This is a genomic window from Microbacterium sp. ET2, from assembly GCF_030347395.1.
Taxonomy (GTDB): Bacteria; Actinomycetota; Actinomycetes; order Actinomycetales; family Microbacteriaceae; genus Microbacterium; species Microbacterium albipurpureum.
This window is the reverse complement of record NZ_CP128170.1, coordinates 1,256,461-1,281,112: the sequence shown is the minus strand read 5'-3', so window position 1 is coordinate 1,281,112 and position 24,652 is coordinate 1,256,461. Positions and strand designations below refer to the sequence as shown.

At 68.1% G+C, this 24,652-nt stretch carries 20 protein-coding genes and 1 pseudogene; all 21 read left to right on the top strand.

The genetic code is table 11. The features are described from left to right. Positions 1–9 precede the first annotated feature (9 nt). Positions 10–1,500 (top strand): M81 family metallopeptidase, encoded by a 1,491-nt coding sequence (locus QSU92_RS06240; RefSeq protein ID WP_289265312.1) that lies wholly within the window; start codon positions 10–12, stop codon positions 1,498–1,500. Between the two features lie 51 nt (positions 1,501–1,551). After that, a complete protein-coding gene (locus QSU92_RS06235) occupies positions 1,552–2,073 on the top strand; it encodes a MaoC family dehydratase (protein ID WP_289265311.1) in 522 nt (173 codons plus the stop codon). Continuing rightward, positions 2,070–3,284, top strand: coding sequence for a CaiB/BaiF CoA transferase family protein (locus tag QSU92_RS06230; RefSeq protein ID WP_289265310.1), 1,215 nt, complete (start codon positions 2,070–2,072; stop codon positions 3,282–3,284). The genes QSU92_RS06235 and QSU92_RS06230 overlap by 4 nt, the downstream gene beginning before the upstream one ends. A 2-nt stretch (positions 3,285–3,286) precedes the next feature. Continuing rightward, complete coding sequence (locus QSU92_RS06225) at positions 3,287–4,447, top strand: acyl-CoA dehydrogenase family protein (protein ID WP_289265309.1); 1,161 nt, start codon at positions 3,287–3,289, stop codon at positions 4,445–4,447. A 2-nt stretch (positions 4,448–4,449) separates the two neighbouring features. Continuing rightward, on the top strand, positions 4,450–5,295 hold the full coding sequence (locus QSU92_RS06220) for an HpcH/HpaI aldolase/citrate lyase family protein (RefSeq protein ID WP_289265308.1): 846 nt from the start codon (positions 4,450–4,452) through the stop codon (positions 5,293–5,295). A gap of 75 nt (positions 5,296–5,370) precedes the next feature. After that, on the top strand, positions 5,371–6,435 hold the full coding sequence (locus QSU92_RS06215) for a Gfo/Idh/MocA family protein (protein ID WP_289265307.1): 1,065 nt from the start codon (positions 5,371–5,373) through the stop codon (positions 6,433–6,435). Then, entirely contained in the window at positions 6,432–7,307 is an 876-nt protein-coding gene (locus QSU92_RS06210) for a hypothetical protein (protein ID WP_289265306.1), read from the top strand. The genes QSU92_RS06215 and QSU92_RS06210 overlap by 4 nt, the downstream gene beginning before the upstream one ends. Beyond that, positions 7,304–9,286 carry an aldo/keto reductase gene (locus tag QSU92_RS06205; RefSeq protein ID WP_289265305.1) on the top strand — a complete coding sequence of 661 codons (1,983 nt, stop codon included), beginning with the start codon at positions 7,304–7,306 and terminating at the stop codon, positions 9,284–9,286. Before QSU92_RS06210 ends, QSU92_RS06205 begins: the two co-directional genes overlap by 4 nt. Positions 9,287–9,548: 262 nt before the next feature. After that, on the top strand, positions 9,549–10,493 hold the full coding sequence (locus tag QSU92_RS06200) for an ABC transporter permease (RefSeq protein ID WP_289265304.1): 945 nt from the start codon (positions 9,549–9,551) through the stop codon (positions 10,491–10,493). After that, positions 10,490–12,316, top strand: coding sequence for a dipeptide/oligopeptide/nickel ABC transporter permease/ATP-binding protein (locus tag QSU92_RS06195; RefSeq protein WP_289265303.1), 1,827 nt, complete (start codon positions 10,490–10,492; stop codon positions 12,314–12,316). Before QSU92_RS06200 ends, QSU92_RS06195 begins: the two co-directional genes overlap by 4 nt. Continuing rightward, positions 12,313–13,146, top strand: a complete 834-nt coding sequence (locus QSU92_RS06190) for an ATP-binding cassette domain-containing protein (protein ID WP_289265302.1) — start codon at positions 12,313–12,315, stop codon at positions 13,144–13,146. Before QSU92_RS06195 ends, QSU92_RS06190 begins: the two co-directional genes overlap by 4 nt. 114 nt (positions 13,147–13,260) lie before the next feature. Continuing rightward, a complete protein-coding gene (locus QSU92_RS06185; RefSeq protein WP_289265301.1) occupies positions 13,261–14,862 on the top strand; it encodes an ABC transporter substrate-binding protein in 1,602 nt (533 codons plus the stop codon). Positions 14,863–14,952: 90 nt separating this feature from the next. Next, a complete protein-coding gene (locus QSU92_RS06180) occupies positions 14,953–15,801 on the top strand; it encodes a sugar phosphate isomerase/epimerase family protein (RefSeq protein ID WP_289265300.1) in 849 nt (282 codons plus the stop codon). Next, positions 15,798–17,321 (top strand): M81 family metallopeptidase, encoded by a 1,524-nt coding sequence (locus QSU92_RS06175; RefSeq protein ID WP_289265299.1) that lies wholly within the window; start codon positions 15,798–15,800, stop codon positions 17,319–17,321. Before QSU92_RS06180 ends, QSU92_RS06175 begins: the two co-directional genes overlap by 4 nt. 108 nt (positions 17,322–17,429) lie before the next feature. Then, a pseudogene (locus QSU92_RS17570) lies at positions 17,430–17,540 on the top strand (LacI family DNA-binding transcriptional regulator); the annotation flags it as partial. A gap of 27 nt (positions 17,541–17,567) precedes the next feature. Then, entirely contained in the window at positions 17,568–18,482 is a 915-nt protein-coding gene (locus QSU92_RS06170; protein WP_289265298.1) for a LacI family DNA-binding transcriptional regulator, read from the top strand. A gap of 119 nt (positions 18,483–18,601) precedes the next feature. Beyond that, on the top strand, positions 18,602–19,981 hold the full coding sequence (locus tag QSU92_RS06165) for an aminopeptidase P family N-terminal domain-containing protein (protein WP_289265297.1): 1,380 nt from the start codon (positions 18,602–18,604) through the stop codon (positions 19,979–19,981). Then, complete coding sequence (locus QSU92_RS06160) at positions 19,974–21,476, top strand: M81 family metallopeptidase (protein WP_289265296.1); 1,503 nt, start codon at positions 19,974–19,976, stop codon at positions 21,474–21,476. Before QSU92_RS06165 ends, QSU92_RS06160 begins: the two co-directional genes overlap by 8 nt. 9 nt (positions 21,477–21,485) lie before the next feature. Beyond that, positions 21,486–22,658 (top strand): MFS transporter, encoded by a 1,173-nt coding sequence (locus QSU92_RS06155; RefSeq protein ID WP_289265295.1) that lies wholly within the window; start codon positions 21,486–21,488, stop codon positions 22,656–22,658. Between the two features lie 20 nt (positions 22,659–22,678). Continuing rightward, positions 22,679–23,665 carry an NAD-dependent epimerase/dehydratase family protein gene (locus tag QSU92_RS06150; RefSeq protein WP_289265294.1) on the top strand — a complete coding sequence of 329 codons (987 nt, stop codon included), beginning with the start codon at positions 22,679–22,681 and terminating at the stop codon, positions 23,663–23,665. After that, positions 23,662–24,642, top strand: a complete 981-nt coding sequence (locus tag QSU92_RS06145; RefSeq protein WP_289265293.1) for a Gfo/Idh/MocA family protein — start codon at positions 23,662–23,664, stop codon at positions 24,640–24,642. The genes QSU92_RS06150 and QSU92_RS06145 overlap by 4 nt, the downstream gene beginning before the upstream one ends. The last annotated feature ends 10 nt before the right edge of the window (positions 24,643–24,652 follow it).

Sequence of the window (24,652 nt, the reverse complement as noted above, 5' to 3'; positions counted from 1 at the left end):
GGGACGCGCATGCGCATCGCCGTCGGAGGAATCCACCAAGAAGGAGCGGGCTTCTCCAGCCACCGCTCGGACGACGATTTCTTCGATTGGCGGGAAGGGCGACGCGTCCTCGAGGCGTATCCCACTGTTCCGGCGCTCGGCGATGACATCGAGTGGGTGCCCCTGGTCGTCGCGATGGGCGGCGCGGGCGGCCCCGTGACCGCCGATTACTTCGAGCGATTCCTCCAGCGCACGCGCGAGCTCCTCGCCGCGGCCGGTCCGGTCGACGGGGTCTACCTCGACATGCATGGGGCCCTGCTCGTGGAGGGCCGTTTCGACGCCGACGCGGAGTACGTGCGTCTGGTCCGCGACGCGGTGGGGGCGGATGCCGTCGTCTCGCTGTCGATGGACCCGCACGGGAGCGTCTCGCGAGAGCTCGCGCAGGCGGTCGACCTCGCGGCATGCCACCGTCACGCCCCGCACATCGACAACGCGCTGACGCGAGAGCGCGCGCTTGCGGGACTCGTCGATCTGCTGCGCTCGGGCGAGCGGCCCTATCGTGCGTGGCTGCCGCTGCCGGTGCTGTTCGGCGGCGAGATGACGAGCACCACGGTCTCGCCGGGGGCGGAGGTCTTCGGCCGCGTCCCCGACGTCATGCGCGAGCACGGCGTGATCGACGCGGGGATCTGGATCGGCTTCGCGTGGGCGGACGAGCCGCGCAACCACGCGTCGGTGCTCGTGACGGGCCACGACCTCGACGCGGTGCGCGCATGCGCGCGCGACGTCGCCGACGGCTACTGGAACGCGCGGCAGGACTTCGGGATCGTTGCGCCGCATTCCGGCGACTGGGAGGAGGCTCTCGCCTTCGCTCGCGGCGACGCGGCACGTCCCACCTTCATCTCCGACTCGGGCGACAACCAGACGGCCGGCGCCGGCAGCGACAGCCCCTGGGCGCTCGCGCGCACGATCGACCGCGTGGACCTGCACGATCTGCGGATGCTGTTCGCCGGCTTCTACGAGCCGCGGGCGCTCGCGTTCGCCGTGGAAGCCGGGGAGGGTGCGACGATCCATGCGCCGGTCGGCGGCGCGATCGGCGGCGAGGAGCCGGTCGTGCGGGATTGGGTGGTCGACGCCCTGATCCCCGGTCGCAGCGGTGAGGACGAGATCGTCGCCGCGCTCCTGCGCTGCGGTCATGTCACCGTCGTCGCACAGAAGCACCGCTACCGGTTCGTCGCGGCGTCCGCCGACACGGCTACGCCGCTGTACGGCACGAGAGGTGCCGCGTATTTCGACTCGAGCGGCTACGACGTCGTGGTGGTGAAGAACGGATACCTCTTCCCGACGCAGGCCGAGGCGGCGGCCAGCTGGTTCATGGCCCTCACGCCGGGAGCGACGGACCTGCTCTACGACCGCCGACTTGAGTACCGACACCGGATGCGTCCGCTGCATCCGTTCGAGCGCGACGCCTCGACTGACTTCGCGATGGCCGTGTTCCATGGTCGTGAGCAGCTTGACCTGTAAACAACAGACATTTACACTCGAAATCCGTTCACAACGAGGCGAGGGTGTGTCATGGCGACAGAGCAGGGCTGGACCGGCAGGTTCTACGAGGACTTCGAGATCGGCGCGGTCTACCAGCATCCGCTCGGCCGTACGATCACGGAAGCCGACAACACGTGGTTCTCGCTGCTCACGATGAACACGAACCAGATGCACTTCAACGCGGAGTACGCCGGCAAGTCCGAGTTCGGCAAGCCGATCGTCGTCTCGACGCTCACCGTCGCCATAGCGGTCGGGCAGAGCGTCACCGACATCACGCAGAACGCGTTCGCCAACCTCGGCTGGAACGACATCGTCATGTCGCACCCCGTCTACGCGGGTGACACTATCTACAGCGAGTCGGTCGTCCTCGAGAAGCGCGAATCGGCCAGCCGCCCGCAGGCCGGGATCGTCACCGTCAAGACCCGCACGCTGAACCAGGACGGCGTCGAGGTGTGCTCCTTCAAGCGCACCTTCTACGTCTACAAGCACGGCGCCGAGCAGGTCGCGGACATCTTCCCGGTGGGTCAGGTGCCCCTGGTGGTGGAGCAGTGAAGCCGCTGCAGGACGTGCGCATCCTCGCGATCGAGCAGTACGGCGCGGGGCCGTGGGGCAGCGTGCACCTCGCCGATCTCGGCGCCGAGGTCATCAAGATCGAGGACCCCCGGGTCGGCGGCGACGTCGGCCGCTACGTGCCGCCCTACAACGGTGGCGAGGATTCGCTCTTCTTCGAGGCGTTCAACCGCAACAAGCGCAGCATCTCACTCGATCTCGCCACGCCAGCCGGCCGGGAGGTCTTCGAGGACCTCGTCCGTACGAGCGACGTGGTGTACTCCAATCTCCGTGGCGACGTACCTGCCAAGATCGGCATCCTGTACGACGACCTCAAGCACCTGAACCCTGCGATCGTCTGCTGCTCGCTCACCGGATTCGGCATGACCGGCCCCCGCAGCGCCGACCCCGGGTACGACTACGTGCTGCAGGGCCTTGCGGGGTGGATGGACATCACCGGCGAGCCCGGCGGCCCGCCGACGAAGTCCGGTCTGTCGCTGGTCGATTTCGCGGGCGGCTTCGTCGCGGCGATCTCGCTTCTGGCGGCGCTGCACGCGGCTCGCCGCGACGGTGCGGGCGGCGACTGCGACTTGAGCCTGTACGACACGGCGATCTCGCTGCTGAACTATCCGGCCGCGTGGCACCTCAACGAGGGGTTCCAGCCCGAGCGCACGCGCCATTCGGCGCACCCGTCGCTCGTCCCGTTCCAGGCGTTCGAGGCCGCGGACGGGTGGCTCGTCATCGGCTGCGCCAAGGAGAAGTTCTGGACGCGCCTCACCGCGACCCTCGGCCACCCCGAGTGGGCGGAGGACCCGCGGTTCGCCACCTTCGCCGACCGGCGCGTGAACCGGGATGTCGTCATCCCGCTGATCGAAGAGGTGCTGATCACCCGCACGGTCGACGAATGGCTCGTCGCGCTGCGCGCTGCCGGCATCCCGTCGGGACCGGTGAACACGGTCGAGCAGGCCCTCGCCGACGATCACACGATCGCGCGCGACCTCGTGGTCGAGACGGAGCACCCGCGTTGGGGGACGCTGCGCCAGGTGGCCTCGCCCGTGCGCGTCGGCTCCGAGCGCGTCGAGCATCGCCGCGCGCCGACGCGCAACGAGGACATCGACCATGTTCTGGTCGAGATCGCGCGCTACACCCCGGAGCAGATCGCTGCGGCGCAGGCCGCCGGCGCGTTCGGCGCCCCCGAAGAGACAGGAAGCTGAGCATGGATTTCGCGTTCACCGAGGAGCAGCAGGAGTTCCGCGCGCTGCTGCGCAGCTTCGTCGACAAGGAGATCGTCCCGGTCGCCCGGGAATGGGAGAAGGCGGGCCGCTACCCCACCGAGATCGTCGACGGTCTGAAGGAACTCGGCCTGTTCGGGATGACCGTCCCCGAGGAGTACGGCGGGCTCGACCTCGACCCGGTGTCGTTCGCGATCGTCTTCGAAGAGCTCTCCCGCGGCTGGATGGGCATCGCCGGAGTGCTCGGCAGTCATTCGCTGTCGTGCCGCATGATCGCGATGCACGGCACCGACCAGCAGAAGCAGACGTACCTCCCCGACCTCGCCACCGGCGAGCGCCGCACGGGTGTGGGCCTGACGGAGCCGGACGCCGGAACCGATCTGCAGGGCATCCGCACGCGCGCCGTGCGCGAGGGCGATGAGTACGTGATCAACGGGACGAAGACGTGGATCACGAACGCCCGGCACGCGAATCCGCTGCCCGTGCTGGTGAAGACCGACCCCGCCGCCGACCCGGCGCACCGCGGAATGAGCGTGCTGCTCGTCGATCAGGACACCCCCGGGTTCGAGGTGCAGAAGGACATCGGCAAGCTCGGCTACAAGGGCACCGAGTCCTGTGAGATCCTGCTCGACAACGTGCGCGTCCCCGCCGCCAACCTCCTCGGCGGCGTGGAAGGGCGCGGCATGCAGCAGGTGCTCTCGGCGCTGGAATGGGGGCGGGTCAACATCGCGGCGCGCTCGGTCGGCCTGGCGCAGCGCGCGTTCGACGAGGCCCTCGCCTACTCGAAGCAGCGCGTCGCCTTCGACAAGCCGATCGCCGAGTTCCAGGCGATCCAGCTGACCCTCGCCTCGATGGCGACCGACCTGCAGGCCTCGCGGCTCATGGCCTACTGGGCGGCGAGCGCCGTCGCGGCCGGGCGTGCCGACGGTGAGACCGGCATGGCGAAGATCTTCTGCTCGGAGGTGGCGGTCACCGCGACCCTGAACGCCATGAAGGTGCACGGCGGCTACGGCTATTCGACCGAGTACGAGATCGAGCGGCTGTACCGGGACGCCCCGCTCATGAGCATCGGCGAGGGCACGAACGACGTGTTGCGCACCGTGGTCGCGAAGTCGCTCGTGTCCGGGCGGACGAAGGTCGGCTGACCGTGCAGCCGCTGCGCTCCTACCTCTACGTGCCGGGCAACCGGCCCGCGCTGTTCGAGAAGGCCGACACCGGGCCCGCCGACGCGATCATCCTCGACCTCGAGGACGCGGTGCCCCTCGCGGAGAAGGAGGCCGCGCGCGCGACGGTCGTCGACTGGCTGGGCGGTCGCGGGGGCGGCAAGCCCGTCTGGGTGAGGATCAACAGCGGAGAGTCCGGCCGACTCGATCTCGACGCGGTCCTCCCGGCTGGTCCGGCGGGGGTCGTCCTCGCCAAGGCCGAGCCCGACGACGTGGCGCGCGCCGCGCAGGCACTCGTCGGCACCGGCGTCGCGGTGAGTCCGCTGCTGGAGACGCCGTCAGCCGTGTTCGATGCGCGGGCGATCGCCGCCATCCCCGGGGTGTCGTTCCTGCAAATCGGCGAGTACGACCTCGCAGCGGAAGCGGGGATCACGTCAGGGGACGACGAGCGCGAACTGCTCTGGTCCCGCTCGGCGGTCGTGTTCGCCAGCGCCGCGGCACGGATCGCCGCACCGGTCGCCCCCGTCTCGGTCGAGATCGCCGACCTCGAACGCCTCGAGCGCACGACGCGCGCCCTGTCCCGACTGGGCTTCGTGGGACGCGCATGCATCCATCCGGCGCAGATCGATGTCGTCAATCGGATCTACACGCCCTCTGCGCAAGCCGTCGAAGAGGCGCGCGCCGCGCTGGAGCTGTACGAAGAGGCGCTCGCCGCAGGCAGCGGGGTGGTCCAGGACCGACGCGGTCGGCTCGTCGACGAGGCGACCATCCGCTCCAGCCGCGCCGTGCTCGCGCTCGCCGGGATCGCGCCCGTCTCGCCATCTTCCTAACCCGCCCCGCAACGTCTTGCGCAATTTGCGCTACGTTGTGTTGAACCGGTGTGGAGAGCTCGACGAGGAGGGCCTGTGCAGGATCGCGTGGTGGGAGTCGGAATCGTCGGCTCCGGGTCGGTGGTGCAGGGAATCCACCTGCCCACGCTGTCCCGGCTCGCTGATCGGATCGAGGTGCGCCACGTCATGGACGTGGACCTCGCCTCCGCGCAGAAGGTCGCCGCTCGCATCGGCGCACGAGCGAGCGCGAGCGTCGACGACCTCCTCACTGACCCGACGATCGAGGTCGTGGCCGTGTGCAGTCCGCACCGATTCCATGCCGAGCAGGTCATCGCGGCCTGTCGAGCCGGCGTTCCGGTGGTCCTCTGCGAGAAGCCCTTCGCGACGAGACGCGAGGAGGCCGAGCGGATCGCTCACGCCGCGGCTGCGTCGGGGACGCGCCTCGTCGTGGGGGCGATGCACACGTACGATCCGGGGTGGGAGTTCGTCCGCGAACGGTGGGGTGACCTGCCGGAAACAGCCACGCTGATCCGCTCGAGCATCGTCCTTCCGTTCAACGACCGCTTCGAAGACTGGTCCACCGAAGTCGAGACCCCGATCGGGCTCCCGATGCGCGACACCTCGACGCCGGAGGCGCGGGCAGCCGTCATCACGGCCAGGATCCTCGGTCTCGGCATCCATGACATCCCGCTCGTGCGCACGTTCCTCCCGGAATGGGCGGATCTCGAGGTCATCGCGGCCGAACTGCTCGACCCGCTGGGCTACGCCGTGACGCTTCGCGCGGGACGTCGCGTAGCTCAGCTGACCGGCTCCTTCCGCGACCACGGGGTGCCCGAGTGGGAGTTCGAGGTGGTCGGCCCCCGCGCCGCGATGCACATCGAGTTCAGCCCGTCCTACGTGCACGCGGGATCCGCCGTGGCCACCATCATCCGTGACGGGGAGCGCGTCGTCTTCGGGCCGCACCCCGAGAACGGGTACGTGCGTGAATGGCGTCATGCCGCCGCGCTGGCGCGTGACCCGCAGACGCCGTCGGCGTCTGTGAGCGATCTCGTCGACGATCTGGCACTGGCCGTGCACATCGCCGATCGCGCAGGCGACTTCATCCGGCGATCCGCCGCATCCGAGGAGGGCGACCGATGAGCCGGGATCAGACGACGCCGTACTCGGTCTCCGTCGAGGGCGATCGGACGCTGCAAGCGATCGTCGGCGCGGTGCTGTCGAGTCTTCCGCGCACCTACTCCCGTCTCGAGGGCGCGGTCCGTGCGCCCGTGGACGTCGTCGCCGTGGCGGGCGGAGGCGAGTGGGCGGATGCCGCGGTTCAGGCGATCGATGCCGGAGTGCGCGGTGTGATCGTCATCGAACCGTCGCCTGTCGCTCTCCCGGGCGTCGACCGCCTCGCGGAGAAGGCTGGCGCCCAGCGAGCCGTGGTGCGGCTGGCCCGCCGTTGGGCCGGCGATCCGGCGGTGGTCCCCTTCTCGCGGGCGCGTGCGGTCGGCGGGGGAACGACTCTCGTGGACAGTCGCATCGAACTTCCCGGTGGAGTGCGACCGGGTCCGGCGGCGGTCGCCCAGATCGACCTGGTGCAGACCGCGCTGAAGGGCACGGTCGAGATCGAATCGGCGGTCTTCCTCGAGGACTCCTATGTCGCCACCGGAAGATTGGTCCGAGGGGCGCACAGCGATCTGCTCCTTCTCTCCGGGGCATCCTCGATGCCGTTCCGTCATCGAGCCAGCGTGCGCGAACTCCTCCTCGAAGGCCGCCGCTCGCTCGCCATCGGGGACGGAGAGACGGCTCGCGCCGCCGTGGCATCCGTCGGAGACCGTGAGGGCACCCGGATCCTCCCCCCGGTGTACGAGACGGGCTACCGCGCGGCGTGGCGTGCCCTCGCCGCCGATCTCGACGAGAGCCGCGCCTCGGGGGCGGCCGGCGGCGCACCGCCGCTTTCTGACCTTGCCGAATACCGCCACGCCCTGACCGCCGCTCAACCGATCCTGGAGAACACCGCACGATGACCTCCCATTCCGACATTCGCTGGGGAATCCTCGCGCCGGGCAGCATCGCCCGGCGCTTCGCCGGTCAGCTGCCGAGGAGCGTATCGGGTCGCCTCGTCGCCGTCGCCAGCCGCGACGCCCGCCGCGCCGAAGCGTTCGCCGAGGAGTTCGGCGCCGAGCGTGCGCACGCCTCGTACGAGGCCCTGCTCGACGACCCCGAGGTCGATGCCGTCTACATCGCGAGTCCTCACACGCATCACGCGCAGTGGGTGGTTGCCGCAGCACGCGCGGGCAAGCATGTGCTCTGCGAGAAGCCGCTGACCCCCTCTCCTTCTCTCACCATGGCTGCGATCGAAGCTGCGCGGGAGAACGGCGTCGCGCTTCTCGAAGCCTTCATGTACCGGTTCCACCCGCAGGTAGTCCGGGTGCTCGCCCTCGTGCGCACCGGCGCCATCGGCGAGGTCGAGCACGTCGACGCCGGATTCTCGTTCTCCGTCGCACCGAACGGCGGGCGACTGTTCTCGCCGGAGCTGGCGGGCGGAGGCATCCTGGACGTCGGCTGCTACCCCGTGTCCTTCGCTCACTTCGTGGCTCTCGCCGCGGGGGAGGATGCGGGCGCTCCGGTCCGCGTCGCCGCGCGCGGGACCGTGACGCCGAACGGTATCGACGAGTGGGCCAGCGCGAGCCTCGAATTCGGCAACGGCATGACGGCGCACGTCTCGTGCGGCATTCGCAATCGCGACGCCGCCCGAGCACGCATCTACGGCTCGCGCGGGTACATCAGCCTGCCGTCGCCCTGGGTGGTCGATCCTGATTCTCCCGCTGTCATCGAGGTCGGCGTCGTGGGTGAGGAACTGCAGACGATCGAGCTCGAGCCTGCTGCGGCCTATGCACTCGAGGCGGATGCGCTGGCCGCCGCACGCAAGACGGGGCAGGCACCCGAAGTCACGTGGGCAGACAGTCTCGCCATCTCGACAATCCTTCAGCAGTGGCGCGACGCGATCGGCGCCCGCTATCCGCACGAGGCGCCGACGGCATCTGCTCCGGTGGTGGCCGGCGGCCCGCTGCGGCGCCGCCAGAACGCGGTGATGAGCTACGGCGCGGTGAACGGCGTGGACAAGCCAGTATCGCGCCTCGTGATGGGGTGCGACAACCAGCGCACCATCGCCCACGCAGCCGTGATGTTCGACGACTTCTTCGAGCGCGGCGGGAATACCTTCGACACGGCCTGGCAGTACGGTGGCGGACTCATGGAGCAGCTCCTCGGGCGCTGGGTGTCGACCCGTGGCGTTCGCGAGGAGGTCGTGGTCATCGCGAAGGGTGCGCACACTCCGCACTGCGACCCGGAATCCCTGACGCGGGAACTCCTCGAGAGCCTCGAGCGCCTCGAGGTCGAGTACGCGGACATGTACTTCATGCACCGCGACAATCCCGACATCCCGGTGGGCGAGTTCGTCGACGTGCTGGATGAGCACTACCGAGCTGGCCGCGTGCGGGCGTTCGGCGGATCCAACTGGACGACGGCGCGCATCGACGAGGCGAACCGCTACGCGCGTGAGAACGGCAAGCAGGGCTTCACCATCCTGAGCAACCACTTCGGGCTCGCTCAGGCGATCGAGCTGCCGTGGAAGGGGTGCCAGCACGCCACTGATCCGGAGTCGAAGGCATGGCTGGAGAGGACGGGAACGCCCCTGTTCCCGTGGTCATCCCAGGCGCGCGGCTTCTTCAGTCGCGCGGACCCAGAAGACACGTCAGACCCGCAGCTGGTGCGGTGCTACTACTCGGACGGCAACTTCGAACGACTGCGCCGGGCCAGGGCGCTGGCATCCGAGCGCCGGGTAGAGCCCACGGCGGTCGCTCTGGCGTACGTCCTGCAGCAGCCTTTTCCCACCTTCCCCCTCATCGGACCGCGGACGGTGACCGAGACGCGGACATCGCTGGCGGCGCTGGACGTCGTCCTCACCCCCGAAGAGGTGCGGTGGCTCGATCTTCGCGACTGAGAAGCCGCCGTTCAATCATCGAGAGTGATCCGATCACATTCGAGCAACAATCACGAAAGGTTGTGAAGGTTTGCGTTGGGGTGCGGGTTACCGTGAGAGCGACGACAGTCAGCGATATTCCGGTCTACTTTCCGCAACCTAGGAAGACATGGCGGAAACAATGTTGTAATCTGCAGAGTGTTAACTAGCGCAACGTAGCGCAACGGACGATCCCGGAACCGCTACGAAGCAAGCGAACTGAAACCGAGGGCGGTCAACTCACGTGGCACGGATAATCCTGGGACGCATCGCACTGGCCGTGCCTGTGTTCTTCATCATGACGATGCTGACGTTCTTCCTGGCGTCGCTGGTTCCGGGAGACGCTGCGACGACGATTCTCGGTGAGAACGCTACGCCCGAGCGCGTCGCGCAGCTCAACGAGGAGCTCGGCTTCAACCGACCCATCTTCGTCCAGTACCTCGACTGGCTGGGCGGTGTGTTCCGGGGGGATCTCGGCGTTTCCCTTTACACCGGCGAGCCGGTTGCCCGCACGCTTTCCCAGCGCATCGTTCCAACGCTCTCACTTGCGATCCTCTCCACGCTGTTCGCGTCGGTCGTCGGCGTGGCCCTTGGTGTCGTCGCCGCGGTCCGCAAGGGGTGGGCTGCTCGGGTCGTCGACACGATCTCGATGCTCGGCGTCTCGCTGCCGAACTTCTGGGTCGGCCTCCTGCTCATCACCCTCTTCGCCGGGACACTCGGCTGGCTCCCGTCCGTGGGATACGTCGCTCCGCAGACGTCGGTGTCGGAGTGGCTTCTGCACCTCGTCATGCCGGTGATGGCGTTGTCCTTCGCAGGCCTGGCGCTGATCGCGCGGCAGGCGAGGGAGACGATGTCCGAAGCCCTCAGCCGAGACTTCATGCGCTTCTTGCAGGCCAACGGAGTGCCGCGCCGCACCCTCATCTACAAGTACGGGCTCCGCTACTCCGCCATACCGATCCTGTCAGCGATCTCTGCGACGTTCATCACGCAGACGGCGGGCACCGTCGTGCTCGAGTCGGTGTTCGCGATTCCCGGCATGGGTTCCCTCGTGGCGCGCGCGACGCTCAACCACGATCTCGCCGTGCTCCAGGGAGCGGTCCTGATGTTCACGATCATCATCCTGATCGCGAACGTGCTCACCGACGTCCTCTACTCACTCCTCAACCCGAAGGTGACGGCCCTCGCATGAGCAACACCACCGTCAACATCGTCGTGCCGAAGCAGAACCCTCAGACGCGACGCTTCCGCTTCCGCCGGCCGTCGATCGGAATCACGCTGGCCGTGCTCTGGCTTCTCATCGTCGTGATCAGCGCCATCTTCGCGCCCCTTCTCGCGCCGTACCCGCCACTCCAGAACGACCTGATTGCGACATCCGAGGGGCCGTCCTTCGCACACCTGCTGGGGACGGATCAGCTCGGCCGCGACACGCTCTCGCGGCTGATGTACGGAGGCGGACCGACGCTGGCCGCCGTCGCCGTGTCGGTACTCGTCTACGTCACCCTCGGGCTGGTCTTCGGTCTCATCGCCGGATACGCCGGCGGGTGGACGGACCGCATCTCCATGGCAGTCGTCGCCATCGTCATCGCCCTGCCCAACATCATCGTGCTCTTCGTGCTCCTGTCGATCTATCGGGGGAACACGATGGTCGCGATGGCCGTCTTCGGCGCGCTCGCGGCTCCCGTGCTGGTGATCCTCGTCAGAGCGAGCACCATCTCCGTCAGGCACGAGCTCTTCGTCGATGCGGCGCGAGTCTCCGGGCTAAACCCGGCGTACATCGTCTTCTCGCACGTACTTCCGCGCGCCCGGGGCGTCATCATCGTGCAGGGGGCCGTGTTCGCAGCGACCGCGCTCATCGTCGAGAGCTCGCTGAGCTTCCTCGGGTTCGGCGTGCAGGCTCCGGACCCCAGCTGGGGAAACATGATCGCCGCGGCCGCGCAGGTGATCGCGTCCTACCCCTGGATGCTCTGGGCGCCAGGACTCGCGATCGCGCTGACAGCGCTGGCCTTCGGTGTGATCGGGGACTCCGTGCGCGATGTGAGCGCGTTCGGCTGGGGACAGTCGAAATTGACCAAGTCGCCCGCGCACGCCAAGGTTCCCGCCCGGGAAAAGGATCACGACCCGGGTGCGCTCCTGAGCGTTCACTATCTTCACGTCGGTTACCGCTCCGGCGACGAGATCATCCCCATCGTGCGCGAGGTGTCGTTCGACATCGGCCGCGGCCAGATCGTAGGCGTTGCAGGCGAGTCCGGCTCGGGCAAGACCACGGTTGCCTTCGGCATCCTGGGGGTCGTCGGCGAGGGTGCCGTCGTCACCGCGGGCAGCGTCCGCTTCGACGGCACGGAGCTGATCGGCCAGACCGAGGCGGTCCTCTCGAAGTTCCGAGGCAAGCGCATCGCGTACGTCGCCCAGGAGCCCATGGTCGCCCTCGGCCCGAGTCACCGCGTCGGAAAACAGCTCTACGAGGCGGTGCGCCTCAATGACGGCCTCACCGGAGAAGCCGCCTGGAACCGGGTGCACGAGCTGCTCGCGCAGACGGACCTGCCCAACCCCGAGGTCGTCGCGCGCAAGTACCTGCACGAGCTCTCCGGCGGAATGGCGCAACGAGTGTCGATCGCCTTCGCGTTGGCAGGTCGGCCGGAGCTGCTCGTGGCCGACGAGCCGACGACGGCCCTGGATGTCACGGTCCAGGCGGGCATTCTCGGCCTGCTGCGAAAGCTACGCGACGAGACGGGCATGTCGATCCTGATCATCACTCACGACTGGGGCGTCATCGCGGACCTCTGCGACCGCGTCGTCGTGATGTACAAGGGGGAGATCGTCGAACAGGGTGATGTGGAGCAGATCTTCTCCGCCCCCGCCCACGACTACACCGCCGCGCTGCTGACGTCGAATCCCCACGGAGCCGAGCCGGGCCGCGACCTGCCCGTCATCACAGGATCGTTCATCACTCCGATCATGGCCCGTGAACTCGCCGAGGACGTGGCGCTCGACGTGAAGGAAGAAGTCCGATGACAGAGAACCTGCTGACCGTCGAGAACCTCGAGGTCACATACGGAACGGGGCGCCGCGCCTTCACAGCCGTGCGTGGCATCGATCTCGAGGTGGGGGTCGGAGAGACGCTCGGGATCGTCGGGGAGTCCGGCTCGGGCAAGTCCACCGTGGGCCGAGCTCTGCTCGGGCTGGCGCGTCCGACCGCCGGTCGGATCATCTTCGACGGCAAGGACATCACGCACATCGGCCGGCGCGAGCGGCGAGAGATCAGTCGCGACCTTCAGGTCGTCTTCCAGGATCCGCGCAGCTCGCTGAACGAAGCGAAGCGGGTCGGACAGATCCTGACGGAGCCGCTCGTCGCCAACCGTCTCATGAGCCGCAAGGCTGCGGAGGCGCGGGGCGAGGAGCTGCTCGAGAAGGTGGGTCTCGGCGCCGCAGCGATGCGCCGCATGCCCGGGAGCTTTTCGGGCGGTCAGCGCCAGCGCATCGCGATCGCCCGTGCACTGATGGCCAGTCCCAAGCTGGTCGTGTGCGACGAGCCGGTGTCGGCGCTGGACCTGTCGGTGCAGGCGCAGATCACCAATCTCTTCCGCAAACTCCAGGCCGAGACCGGCGTGTCCTATCTTTTCATCGCCCACGACCTGTCCGTCGTGCGACTGCTCTCGCAGCGCGTCGCGGTGATGAGCAAGGGAGGGATCGTGGAGCAGGGGCCCACGGAAGACGTCTACCTGCGTCCAAGGGAGCTCTACACGCAACGTCTGCTCGCGGCGGAGCCCTACCCCGATCCCAAGATCCAGCGCGAGCGCCGACTCGCGTGGGAGAAGCTCGAGCCGCCCGTGAGCGCAGCCTGATTCTTCACTGTCCGCAACGAACGTTCCTGGAAGGGAGCCTCGCAGTACACACCGATTCGTCGTCGTCGCCGTCCAGCCGGCGCGATGACACCGTTCCATCACATGGAGGAAAACATGTTCGCATCGAAGAAGATCGGCGGGAGCCGGCGCGCGCGCGTCGGACTCGCCGCAATCGGCCTGACCGCCGCTGCCGCGCTGGCGCTCAGCGGCTGCGGCGGGGGAGAGAGCACCGAAGAAGGTGGCGCCGATGACGGCGAGGCCAAGGTCCTGACCGTCGCGTCGACGGTCCCGCCGGTGAGTCTCGATCCTTATCTGCAGAACGTCGACCCGCAGAACAACTGGTTCATCAACCTCGCGTACGACTCGCTCATCCGCATCGACCCCGAGGGCAACCTCGAGCCGGACCTCGCGACGGAATGGGAGTTCCTCGACGACGCCAATCAGGAACTGCAGCTCACCCTGCGCGAAGGAGTCACGTTCTCGGACGGCGAGCCGATGACCGCGGAGGGTGTCGTCGCGTCTCTCGAGTACGCCCGCGAGTCCGGAGTGAACTCCGCGAGCTACTGGGGTTCACTCGAGACCATCGAGGCGACCGACGAGAACACCATCCTGCTCACGAGCTCCAGCCCCAACCCGTCGCTGCCGACGATGCTGACGAATCGCGTCCTGCTGGGCTCGATCATCAGCCCGGCTGGACTGGAGGACAAGGAAGCTCTCAAGAGCAACACGTTCGGGGCTGGGCCGTACATCCTCGACTCGGCGGCCACGGTCGTCAACGACACCTACACATACACGCCGAACCCCGAGTACTGGGACCCGGAGAAGATCGCCTGGGACGAGGTCGTCATCAAGGTCGTCCCGAACGCTGCGGCTGCCCTGCAGGCAGTCCAGAACGGCGAAGCCCAGCTCACCCGCGGTGACGCGGCCTCGTACGAGGCCGTCAAGGGCACCGATCTCGAGGTGGAGCTGGTCGAGCTCGGTCTCATCGGTGTCAACTACATCGATCGCAGCGGTGAGATCGTTCCAGAGCTCGCCAACCCCGAGGTGCGCAAGGCCCTCAACTACGCGATCGACCGCGGCCCGATCGCCGCGGCGACCTTCGGCGACACGGCCGAGCCCGGCGGCCAGCTCGCGCTCCCGGGAACGCTCGGATTCGAAGACTCGATCAACGACTTCTACGAGTACGACCCGGAGAAGGCGATGCAGATCCTCGAGGAAGAAGGCGTGACGAACCTGACGTTCGACATCGCGCTCGACACCACCAGCCCGACCTCGACGATCGTCCTCGAAGCGGTTGTGGCGAACTGGGCCGACATCGGAGTCACCGCCAACCTCGTCTCGTACACCGACAAGGGGCAGGCCGTCAGTGACATCCTGAACAAGAAGTTCCCGGTCGCCTACTACGGCTACGGCGCGCTCACCGCCTACACGGTGATCGACAGCTTCTTCGGGCCGGCGAACCAGTACAACCCGTGGGCCGCCACTGATCCTGAGCTTGACCAGCTCATCGACGCCGCGTTCGCTGCACCCGAGGACGAGGCGCAGGCGGCCGTTGCGGACGTGTTCCGCTATGGGTACGAGGAGCTCGCCTGGACAGGCGGGATCCTGCACAGCGCGTACCCGTACATCTCGGACGGAGCGAAGATCACCGGCGTGTCCCACGCGCCGCTGAGCGGCACCGCCGACATCGCCTGGTACGTCGTACCGGTCGAGTAACCGGCGTGGACCCGGATCCGGCGACTGTGTTCGCCGAATCCGGGTTCCCGTCCGTTCGATCCCGCTCCGTCCCCTCCGCGGAAGGCACGCATGTACACCGTCCTCAGCACTCGTCGACTGCTGTTCGAGAGCTCTCCGGAACGGCTGGTTCAGCTGGCGGAAGATCATGGCTTCGACGCCGTCGACGCTGTCGTGCCGTACTTCATGGATGTGGCGATCCGTGAGCACTTCGTTCAGCTCGTGCACGGTGCCGGCCTTGACTGGGGACTCGCCGGCATGCCCGTGCCACTCGGCACGACCACCAGTGAGAGCGATTTCGCGTCACTCCTCGAAACCGTCCGCCGCCTCGCCCCGGTCCTCGCCGACGCCGGCGTGACGACGATGTCGGCGTGGCTTGCCCCGGCCAACAACGAGCTCGCCTACGACGATTCCTTTGCACTGCACAAGAGACGGATAGACGCTCTTGCTCCGGTTCTTCGCGATGCGGGCCTTCGTCTGGCGCTCGAGTACGTGGGGCCTCGCACGTGGCGTGCACCCTATCGGCACTCGTTCATCTCCGACCTGGACGGCATGCGATCCCTGATCGACGCACTGCAGGAGCCGGAGCGCGCGGGACTGCTTCTCGACACCTTCCACTGGTTCACCGCGGGTGAGAGCCTGGACCAGATCCGCACGCTGAGCGCCGGCGAAATCCTGGCCGTCGACCTCAACGACGCTCCGCTCGGGATCGCTTTCGAAGACCAGCTCGACATGGAGCGCGCGCAGCCGTGCGCAACCGGCGTCATCGATGCGGCCGGATTCGTCTCCGTCCTCCGGGAGATCGGTTACGACGGCCCGGTTCAGAGCGAGCCCTTCAGCACGCAGCTGCGTGGACAGCCCGAGGAGGAGCGTGTGGTAGACGCCCGAAATGCGCTGATCGCGGCCGGAGCGATGCGATGACGACCCGGATCGCCGTCGCCGGCTTCGTGCAGGAGACGCTCGCCCGCTCGCCCTTCCTCACCGACGAGTCGATGATTCAGGTACGGAGGGGCCAGGAGCTCTACGGCACGACGAACTATCGCGGGACGGTCGGCGCCCTCGACCGGCTGGGCGAGGACGCGGACGTCGAGACGGTGCCCCTTCTGTTCGCCCGTTCGCTCTCGGGCGGCAGCGTGCGACGCGACGTCTACGAGGCGATCAAGGCCGAGACGGTCGAGCTGTTGCGCGGCGCCGGCCCGCTCGACGGCCTCGTGCTGCTCAACCATGGCGCGCTCGAGGTCGATGGCTTCGACGTGCATGGCGACACCGACTTCACCCTCGCGGTGCGCGAAGCGGTGGGGCCGGGCGTCCCGATCGGCGTGCCGTTCGACATGCACGGTCAGTTGACGCCCGAGATGCTGGCCGAGCTGCAGGCGGTCACCGTGCTGCGGACGGCGCCTCACCGGGACCAATACGAGGCGGGATACCGCGTCGCAGACCAGGTGGTGCGTGCTGTGAAGGGTGAGACACGGCCGACCCGCGCCTACGCGCATCTGCCGATGTTCATCCCGGGCGAGAAGTGCATGACGGCGTATTCGCCCGCCCGCGAACTCTGGGGCTCTCTTCCGTCCTACGACGCGCGGCCCGGCGTGATCGAGGCGAACATCCTGCTCGGCTTCGGCTGGAACGATCGTCCCTGGGTCGGAACGCAGGCCGTCATCGTCACCGACGACGACGAGCAGCTCGCCCGCGACATCGCCGCCGAGATCGCGCGCGACGTGTGGGCGCGTCGCCACGAGTTCGTGCTCCGCATGGAGAACATGGAGCTCGACGAAGGGCTGTCGGCGGCGGCGGAGGCAGCCGAACGGCCCACGTACGTCACCGACTCGGGCGACAACGTCTCGGCGGGTGCGGGCGGGGATCTCACAGTGGTCCTGCAGCATGTTCTGGACCATCCCGAACTCGACGACGTCGTGGTCGCCGGCATCCTCGCGCCGCGGACGGTGCGCGCGTGCCGGGAGGCCGGGATCGGAGCGACCGTGCGTGTCGAGCTCGGTGCGGAGCACCTGGACGGCTCGGGTCCGCGACGGGTCGTCGAGGCCGTCGTGGAAGACGCCGGCGATGAGATCGTGATCCCGAACCCCGTGGCCGAGAGCTCGACGCCGACGCGTTCCGAGGGGGCCTGGGTGCGCCTGCGCATCGGCTCCGCGCTGGTGACGATGCACGCGGTGCGCCTGTACATCGGCCAACCGGGCATGCTCGAGGCGATGGGGATCGACCCCGTCGCGCACGCCGTGTACGTGCTGAAGTTCGGTTACCTCCTCCCGCAGCTCGAAGACGTCGCCGCGCGGTTCATCCTCCTGCGTAGCCCTGGGCCGTCCGCCGTGGATTTTGGCACCCTCGCATGGGAGCGCATCGCGCGGCCCGCGATCCCGATGGACCGGGATGCGACGTGGGACGAGTCGACGGCGGTGCGCAGCTTCCCCTCCAGCACGGGATGAGATCGGGACGCCGCAATCCCACGCAACGCGCGGGTACACTGACACCGATTCGTTGTTCGCCCGCGGATCACCATCTACAAATCCCCAGTCGGACGGACGGACAAACATATGACAACACCGCGCAATGGAGTTGCGGAGCGTCAGCCCAGCCTCCACGACATCGCCGCTAGCGCCGGCGTGTCGGTGTCGACCGTCTCCCGCTACCTCGCCGGACAGCTCGCCCTCAAGTCCGACACCGAGGCTCGAGTGCTCGAGGCGATCACGCGTCTGGGGTACTCGCGCGCTCCGAAGGGGACGAAGGACCGTCGGACGCGCAACGGCGTGGTCGGACTGGTCGTCCCACAAGTGGGCAACACCTACTTCGGGCGCATCGCCGATGCCATCGTGAAGGTCGCAGAGCGTCAGGGGCTGTCCGTCCTCATCTGCTCGACGCTCAGCCACGCTCGCAAGCAGCTCGATTACGTCGATCTCCTTGTGGCGCAGGAGGTGTCCGGCATCATCTACTCGGGTCAGTTCTCCAGCAACCGCTCGCTGGCCAACGTGATCGCGAGCGGACGACCCGTCGTCGTCATCGACGAGGCGCTCGCAAAAGCGCCGCCGGTCGATTCTGTGCTTGTGGACGATTACGCGGGTGCTTACCAGGCCACCACGTACCTGACAAATCTCGGGCACCGCGACATCGCGCTCGTCACCGGACCGGGGGGCCTGCATTCGGTGCAGGAGCGCACGCGCGGCTTCCAGGACGCCATGCGCAAAGCCGGCAATGAGCCCGAGAGGCAGCTGGTGCTGCGCGGCGGGTTCAACGAAGAGTTCGGCGTCTCAGTCATGTCGCATTTGCTCGCTGCCGAGACGCAGCCGACCGCGGTGTTCGCGGCGAGCGACACGATCGCCCTAGGCATCCTCACCGCCGCGCGCTCGATAGGCGTGCGGGTGCCAGAGAATCTGTCCGTGGTGGGCTTCGACGACATCCCCGACGCCGCCGTCGTCACGCCTTCGCTCACGACGGTACGTACCCCGGTGGACCGGATGGCGGGTGCCGCCGTCGAGCTCCTGACCAACCGCATCGACGACCCGAGCCGGGCTGTTACCAATTCGGTGATCGGTGTTGCGCTTGTTGTGCGCGACTCTGCATCCGCTCCACGACGGCTCGCAACCGCCTAGCATGCACTCCATTTGTTGCGCAATTTTTGACAACTGAACAACATTGCGCAATACTCGTCGGATACGCATTACCCGCGTACCGGGCCTTTCTGGCCCCTCGACCAGCCAGGAGGGCACCGATGACGCAGCAGTTCGAACTTCGAGAGATTTCGCTGCCGAAGATCGAACTGCCCCGCGAGCTCCCGCGAGTCGCGGGTGCGACGTACGAGGCGCGCATCGCGGCGACCGAGCAGGCGATGGCGGACAGGGGTCTCGGCGCACTCGTCGTGTATGCCGACCGTGAGCACTTCGCGAACCTGGCCTACCTGACGGGCTTCGACCCGCGCTATGAAGAAGCGCTGCTCGTGCTCGTCCCCGGCCGCAAGCCCCGTCTCTTCGTCGGGAACGAGGACGAGGCGTACGCCGACATCATCGAATACGACCTCGATGTCATCCGTTTCGCGAAGCTCAGCCTCACCGGTCAGCCCGACACCCAGAATCTCGCACTCGGCGATGTGCTGCGCGAGGCGGGCCTGGCCGAGGTCGGCACCGTCGGCGTCGTGGGCTGGAAGTGGTACCAGGGCGCCGGCACGGACGGCTGGATCGATGTCCCGCACTACATCGTCGTTGAGCTGCAGCGCCTCGCGGACCGGGTCGTGAACGCCACGGACATCTTCACCGGCTACGGTACGGGGCTGCGGTACCAGAACGAGGTCGATCAGGTCGCGTACTTCGAATTCGTGGGCGGTCACGGCTCCCAGTCGGTCATCAACCTCATCAGCGGCATCCGTCCCGGAATGACCGAGCTGGAGGCGTCGCAGCTGCTGAACCCGTACATGCTGCCCTTCAACTACCACCCCACGATGCTCGGCGGACCGAACACGCGCTTCGGCGTCGCCAGTGCAGGCAGTCGTGAGCTGCAGTTGGGTGACCGGGTGGCGTCGGGCCTCGGCTACTGGGGCAGCAACACGGCGCGTGCCGGTTACCTCGTCGAGGACGCGGACCAGCTGCCCGCCGATGCCAAGGGCTACGTCCAGGACCTCGTCATCCCGTACTTCGCCACCGCGGCGGCCTGGTATGAGAACGTCCGCATCGGGATGACCGCCGGCGAGATGTACGACATCACCTTCGACCGCATCGGGGACCCGTACTTCGGCGTCTTCCTCAACCCGGGGCACTTCATCCACCTCGACGAATGGCCGGGTTCGCCGGTGGCAAAGGGGTCGGACGTGCAGTTCCAGTCGGGCAACGCCATTCAGCTGGACATCATCCCGATGGTCGCAAGCGGCGCGCACCACACGTCGCAGATCGAGGACGGCATCGTGCTGGCCGACGAGCAGCTGCGTGCAGAACTCGCCGAGAAGTACCCCGGCGCCTGGGATCGGATCCAGGCGCGGCGCGCCATGCTGAGTGGCACGTTCGGAATCGAGCTGCACGAAGAGGTACTTCCGCTCTCCAACGCCGCAGGCTACCTGCCCCCGTTCTGGCTCGCGCCGAACCTGTCGATCGCCCGTGTCTGAGCGCCGGATCGCGATCGCCGGGCTTCACAGCGAACAGAGCACCTTCTCTCTGCGCACGGTCGACGAGAGCTTCTACGCCATCACCCGTGGCGAGGAGATGCTCCCGCAGTACAACTTCCGCGCCCGGCTCGGCGACATCGTCGACGGTGTGACGTGGCTCCCCGCCGTCCGTGCGATGGGCGCCGCGAGCGGTCCCCTGCTGCCGGAGTCGTTCGACGCCATCCTCGCCGAGACGCGCACCGCGCTGGAGACGGGGCTCCCCTACGACGGGGTGTACCTCGAGATGCACGGCGCCGCGAACGTGCTCGGCCGTCAGCACGCGGAGGAGACGTACGTCGCGATGGTGCGCGAAGTCGTCGGCCCGGATGCCGTGATCTCGCTGTCGATGGACACCCACGGCAATTTCTCCGAAGAGCTCATGCGACTGGTGGATCTCGCCGCCTGCCACCGCCACGCGCCCCACATCGACAACCTCGACACCCGTGATCGCGCTGTGCGCAACCTCCTGGAGACGCTCGAGCGCGGCACGCGCCCGTACAAGGCGTGGGTGCGCGTCCCCGTGCTCCTGCCGGGCGAGCGCACGAGCACGGTGGTCGAGCCCGGGGCGACCGTGTTCGCACGGCAGCTGCCACTCATCGAGCAGCACGGCGTCCTCGATGCCGCGCTTTGGGTGGGCTTCGCCTGGGCGGATGAAGACCGCAACGCCGCCGCCGTCCTCGTGACGTCCTGGGAGCGCGAGAGCGCCGTGGCCTGCGCCCGTGCGCTCGCCGAGGCGTACTGGGATGCGCGCGAGGAGTTCGTCATCGTGGTCGACCACTCCGGTGACTGGGATGCGGCGCTGGACTTCGTCGTCTCTGGCGCCAAGCGTCCGGTGTTCGTGAGCGACTCCGGCGACAACGTACGCGCCGGAGCATCGGGCGACGTCACCGTCGCCCTGCACGCCACAGTGGGATCCCCCGCCCTTCAGGCCGCGGGCGTGCGCAGTCTCTTCGCCGGTCTCGTGGATGCCGACGCGTTCGCTGCGGCGCAGGCCGCGGGCATCGGGGGAGTCATCGAGCGCTCGATCGGCGCGTGCCTGGACTTCCGCTACGCGCCTGCGGTGCCCGGTCGCTGGACGGTGGAGGGCTTCATCGAAGGTCAGTACGGTGAGGGCACCGCCGGTGTGCTCGTCCGCGACGGGCTCGTCTCGGTCGTGATCCAGCGCACCGCGGCGCCGTTCATCGCGCCCGGCGATCCCTCGAGCCCGGCACTGCGGTGGGAGGGCTGCATCCACCTCGACACGTCGGGCTACGACATGGTGGTCGTCAAGAACGGGTACCAGTTCCCGAGTCAGCTCGCCGCGGCCGGCAGCTCGTTCATGGCGATCACGCCGGGCGGAACCGATCTGGACATGAGCCGCCTCCGATTCCAGAACGTGTGGCGTCCCGTCTTCCCGCTCGATGCGGAGTTCGCCGCCGACCTCGAGCCGATCCTCGTCGAAGGGGCGGCCCGATAACCGATGTTCGTGATCGCGCGTGACAGCGGAAAGTCCACGCTCCTCATCTCGGTCGGGGCGACGGTCGTCTCCAGCATCCCCGCCTTCCTGATCGGCGCGCTCTTCACTCAGATCAACGAGGACATCGGCATCCCGTCCTGGTCGCTCGGCGTCATCGTGGCCACGTACTGGGTGGCTGCCGCGCTCAGCTCCGCGCCCTCCGGGCGGCTCACCTCGCGGGCGGGGGCACGCAGGGTGATCATCCTCACGATCATCGTCGCGATCGCGGCTCTCGCCGGCTCGGCCCTCGTCAGCCCGAGCTGGCAGTGGCTGCTCTTCTGGGCTGCGGTCGGGGGAGTCTCGACCGGGCTCTGCCACCCGTCGACCAACCACCTCATCAACCTGCGGGTGGCGCCCGAGCGGCGTGCGCTCGCGTACGGCATCAAGCAGTCCTCGGTCCCCATCGCATCGTTCCTCGCGGGCCTGGCGATCCCCGCGATCTCGCTGACGCTCGGCTGGCGCTGGGCCTACGGTCTCGCCGCTGCCGCCGCAGTCGTGGTGCTCACCATCTTCTTCCTCGTCGGCCCCCGGCGCCTGCCCAAGGGAACGGTCCGCACCAACACGAGCGTGCCTCTGACTCGCGAGCAGCGCGTCTACTTCCTGACGCTCGCATCCGTGACGACGCTCGGCGCCGGCTCGGCCGCCTGCGCGTCGACCTTCGGCGTCGTCTCAGCGATCGAGCACGGCATGCATCCGGCGGCGGCCGGCGTGCTGTTCGCCGCGGCGGGTCTCACGGGCGCGTTCATGCGCATCGCGGTGGGCGCGCTCGAGCGAGGCGGCGGCAAGACGATGCGCACCATCACGCTCATGCTCGCGGGCGGCTTCGTGGGGTCCGTCCTGATGGCGTTCACCCGCGAATGGGCGTTCGGGGTGGGGCTCGTCCTCGTCCTCGGCATCGGGTGGGGCTGGACCGGACTGACCCACTACGTCGTGGGAAGCACCGCGGGTCGGGCGACGCCCGCCGCGACGGGCCTCGTGCAGACCGGGTCGTACCTCGGCTGCGCGGTCCTGCCCATCATCGGCGGCGGCATCTTCGCCCTCTGGGGCTCGACGCCCATCTGGTACCTCTCCGGCACCATGTTCCTCGTCGCCACCATCCTTGCCATCGTGGTCTGGCGCCGCGGCGCGCCGATCGCCACCTGACTCGTCGAAGGAGCTCGGCCATGTCCCTGAAGGTGCTGTTCATCGGAGGAACCGGCACGATCTCCGCGGGCGCGAGCGCCGAGGCCGCCGCCCGCGGGATCGACCTGACGATTCTCACCCGTGGAACGACGGGACCGCGCACGGCGCCGGAGTCGGTCCGCCGCATCACGGCGTCCGTGTCGGATGCCGCGTCGTTGCGCGACGCGATCGGCGGCGAGCGCTTCGACGTGGTCGTGAATTTCATTTCGTATGTGCCCGAGCACGCGCGGCGCGACATCGAGGTGTTCTCGAACCGCGTCGGCCAGTACGTCTACATCAGCTCGGCGTCCGTCTATGAGAAGCCGCCCGCACGCCTGCCCATCACAGAGGCGACGCCCCTGCGCAATCCGTTCTGGCAGTACTCTCGCGACAAGATCGCGAGCGAGCTGCTCCTGCAGCAGGCGCAGCGCGATCACGGGTTCCCCGTGACGATCGTCCGGCCGTCGCACACCTACGACCAGACGCGCATCCCGGTAGCCGGAGGCTGGACGACCATCGATCGGATGCGCCGTGGTGCGCCCGTCGTGGTCCACGGTGACGGCACGTCATTGTGGACACTCACGCACTCCCGGGATTTCGCCCGTCCCTTCGTGTCGCTCCTCGGCGACACGAGGGCGGTCGGCGCTGCCTTCCACATCACCTCGGACGAGGTGCTCACGTGGGATCAGATCACCCGCATCATGGCGCGCGCGGCGGGGGTCGAGAAGCCGCAGATCCTCCACGTGACGTCGGACGAGCTCGTCCGGGCCATCCCGGCGCAGGAGGGTCTGCACCTCGGCGATCGCACGTACAGCCACATCTTCGACAACTCCCTCATCCGCGCCCTCGTGCCCGGCTTCACGGCGGAGACCACCTTCGACGCCGGCGCACGCGAGATCATCGCGTGGCATGACGCCGACCCTGCGCGGAGGATCGTCGACCCCGACCTGGACGCGGTGTACGACACGCTCGCGGAGCGCGCCCGATGAGCGCCGCATTGCGCTGGGGCGTCCTCGGCACGGGCGGGATCGCGGGCAAGCAGGTCGCAGATCTTCTCGCCAACGGCCACACCGTGACGGCGGTCGGATCGCGCTCGGCCGGATCGGCGGAGGCGTTCGCCGCACGCCACGGCATCCGCGCGCACGCGAGCTACGAGGCGCTCGTCGAGGATCCCGATGTCGACGTCGTGTATGTCGCGACGCCCGCTCATGTCCACCTCGAGAACGGCCTGCTCGCGATCGCGGCCGGCAAGCACGTACTGATGGAGAAGCCGTTCACGGTGGACGCCGCGCAGGCGCGCGAGCTCGTCGACGCGGCGGATGCGGCGGATGTCGTCCTGCTGGAGGCGCTGTGGACGCGCTTCCTCCCGCACATGGCCCGGGTGCGGGAGATCGTGCGGGAGGGGACGATCGGCGAGATCCGCACGATCATCGCCGAGAGCGGACAGCGGCTGCCGCAGGATGCGGACTTCCGGCTCAATCGCGCGGATCTCGCCGGCGGATCGCTGCTGGACATCGGGATCTATCCGATCTCGTTCGCGATCGATCTGCTCGGGTTCCCCGCCGACGTGACCTCCCGCGCCACGCTGGGGCCGACCGGCGTTGACCTGCAGACGTCCGCCATCCTCACCTACCCATCCGGCGCGCAGGCGATCTGCCAGACCGCGATCGACGTCAAGGGCCCGAATCGTGCCGCCGTGCTGGGCACCGAGGGGCGCATCGAGATCGACACCACCTTCTACGCTCCGACGTCGTTCGTCGTGATCGCTAACGACGGCACGGTGATCGAGCGCTGGACGAACGAGGTCGCCCCGCGGGGCATGCAGTACCAAGCCGCCGAGCTCGAACGGCTCGTCCGCACGGGGGAGCGCCGCAGTCCGCTTCTCACCTCCGAGGACTCGATCGCCCTGATGGAGCTTCTCGACGGCATCCGACGACAGAACGGGATCGTCCTCGCCGGCCGGTGAGGAAGGAAGG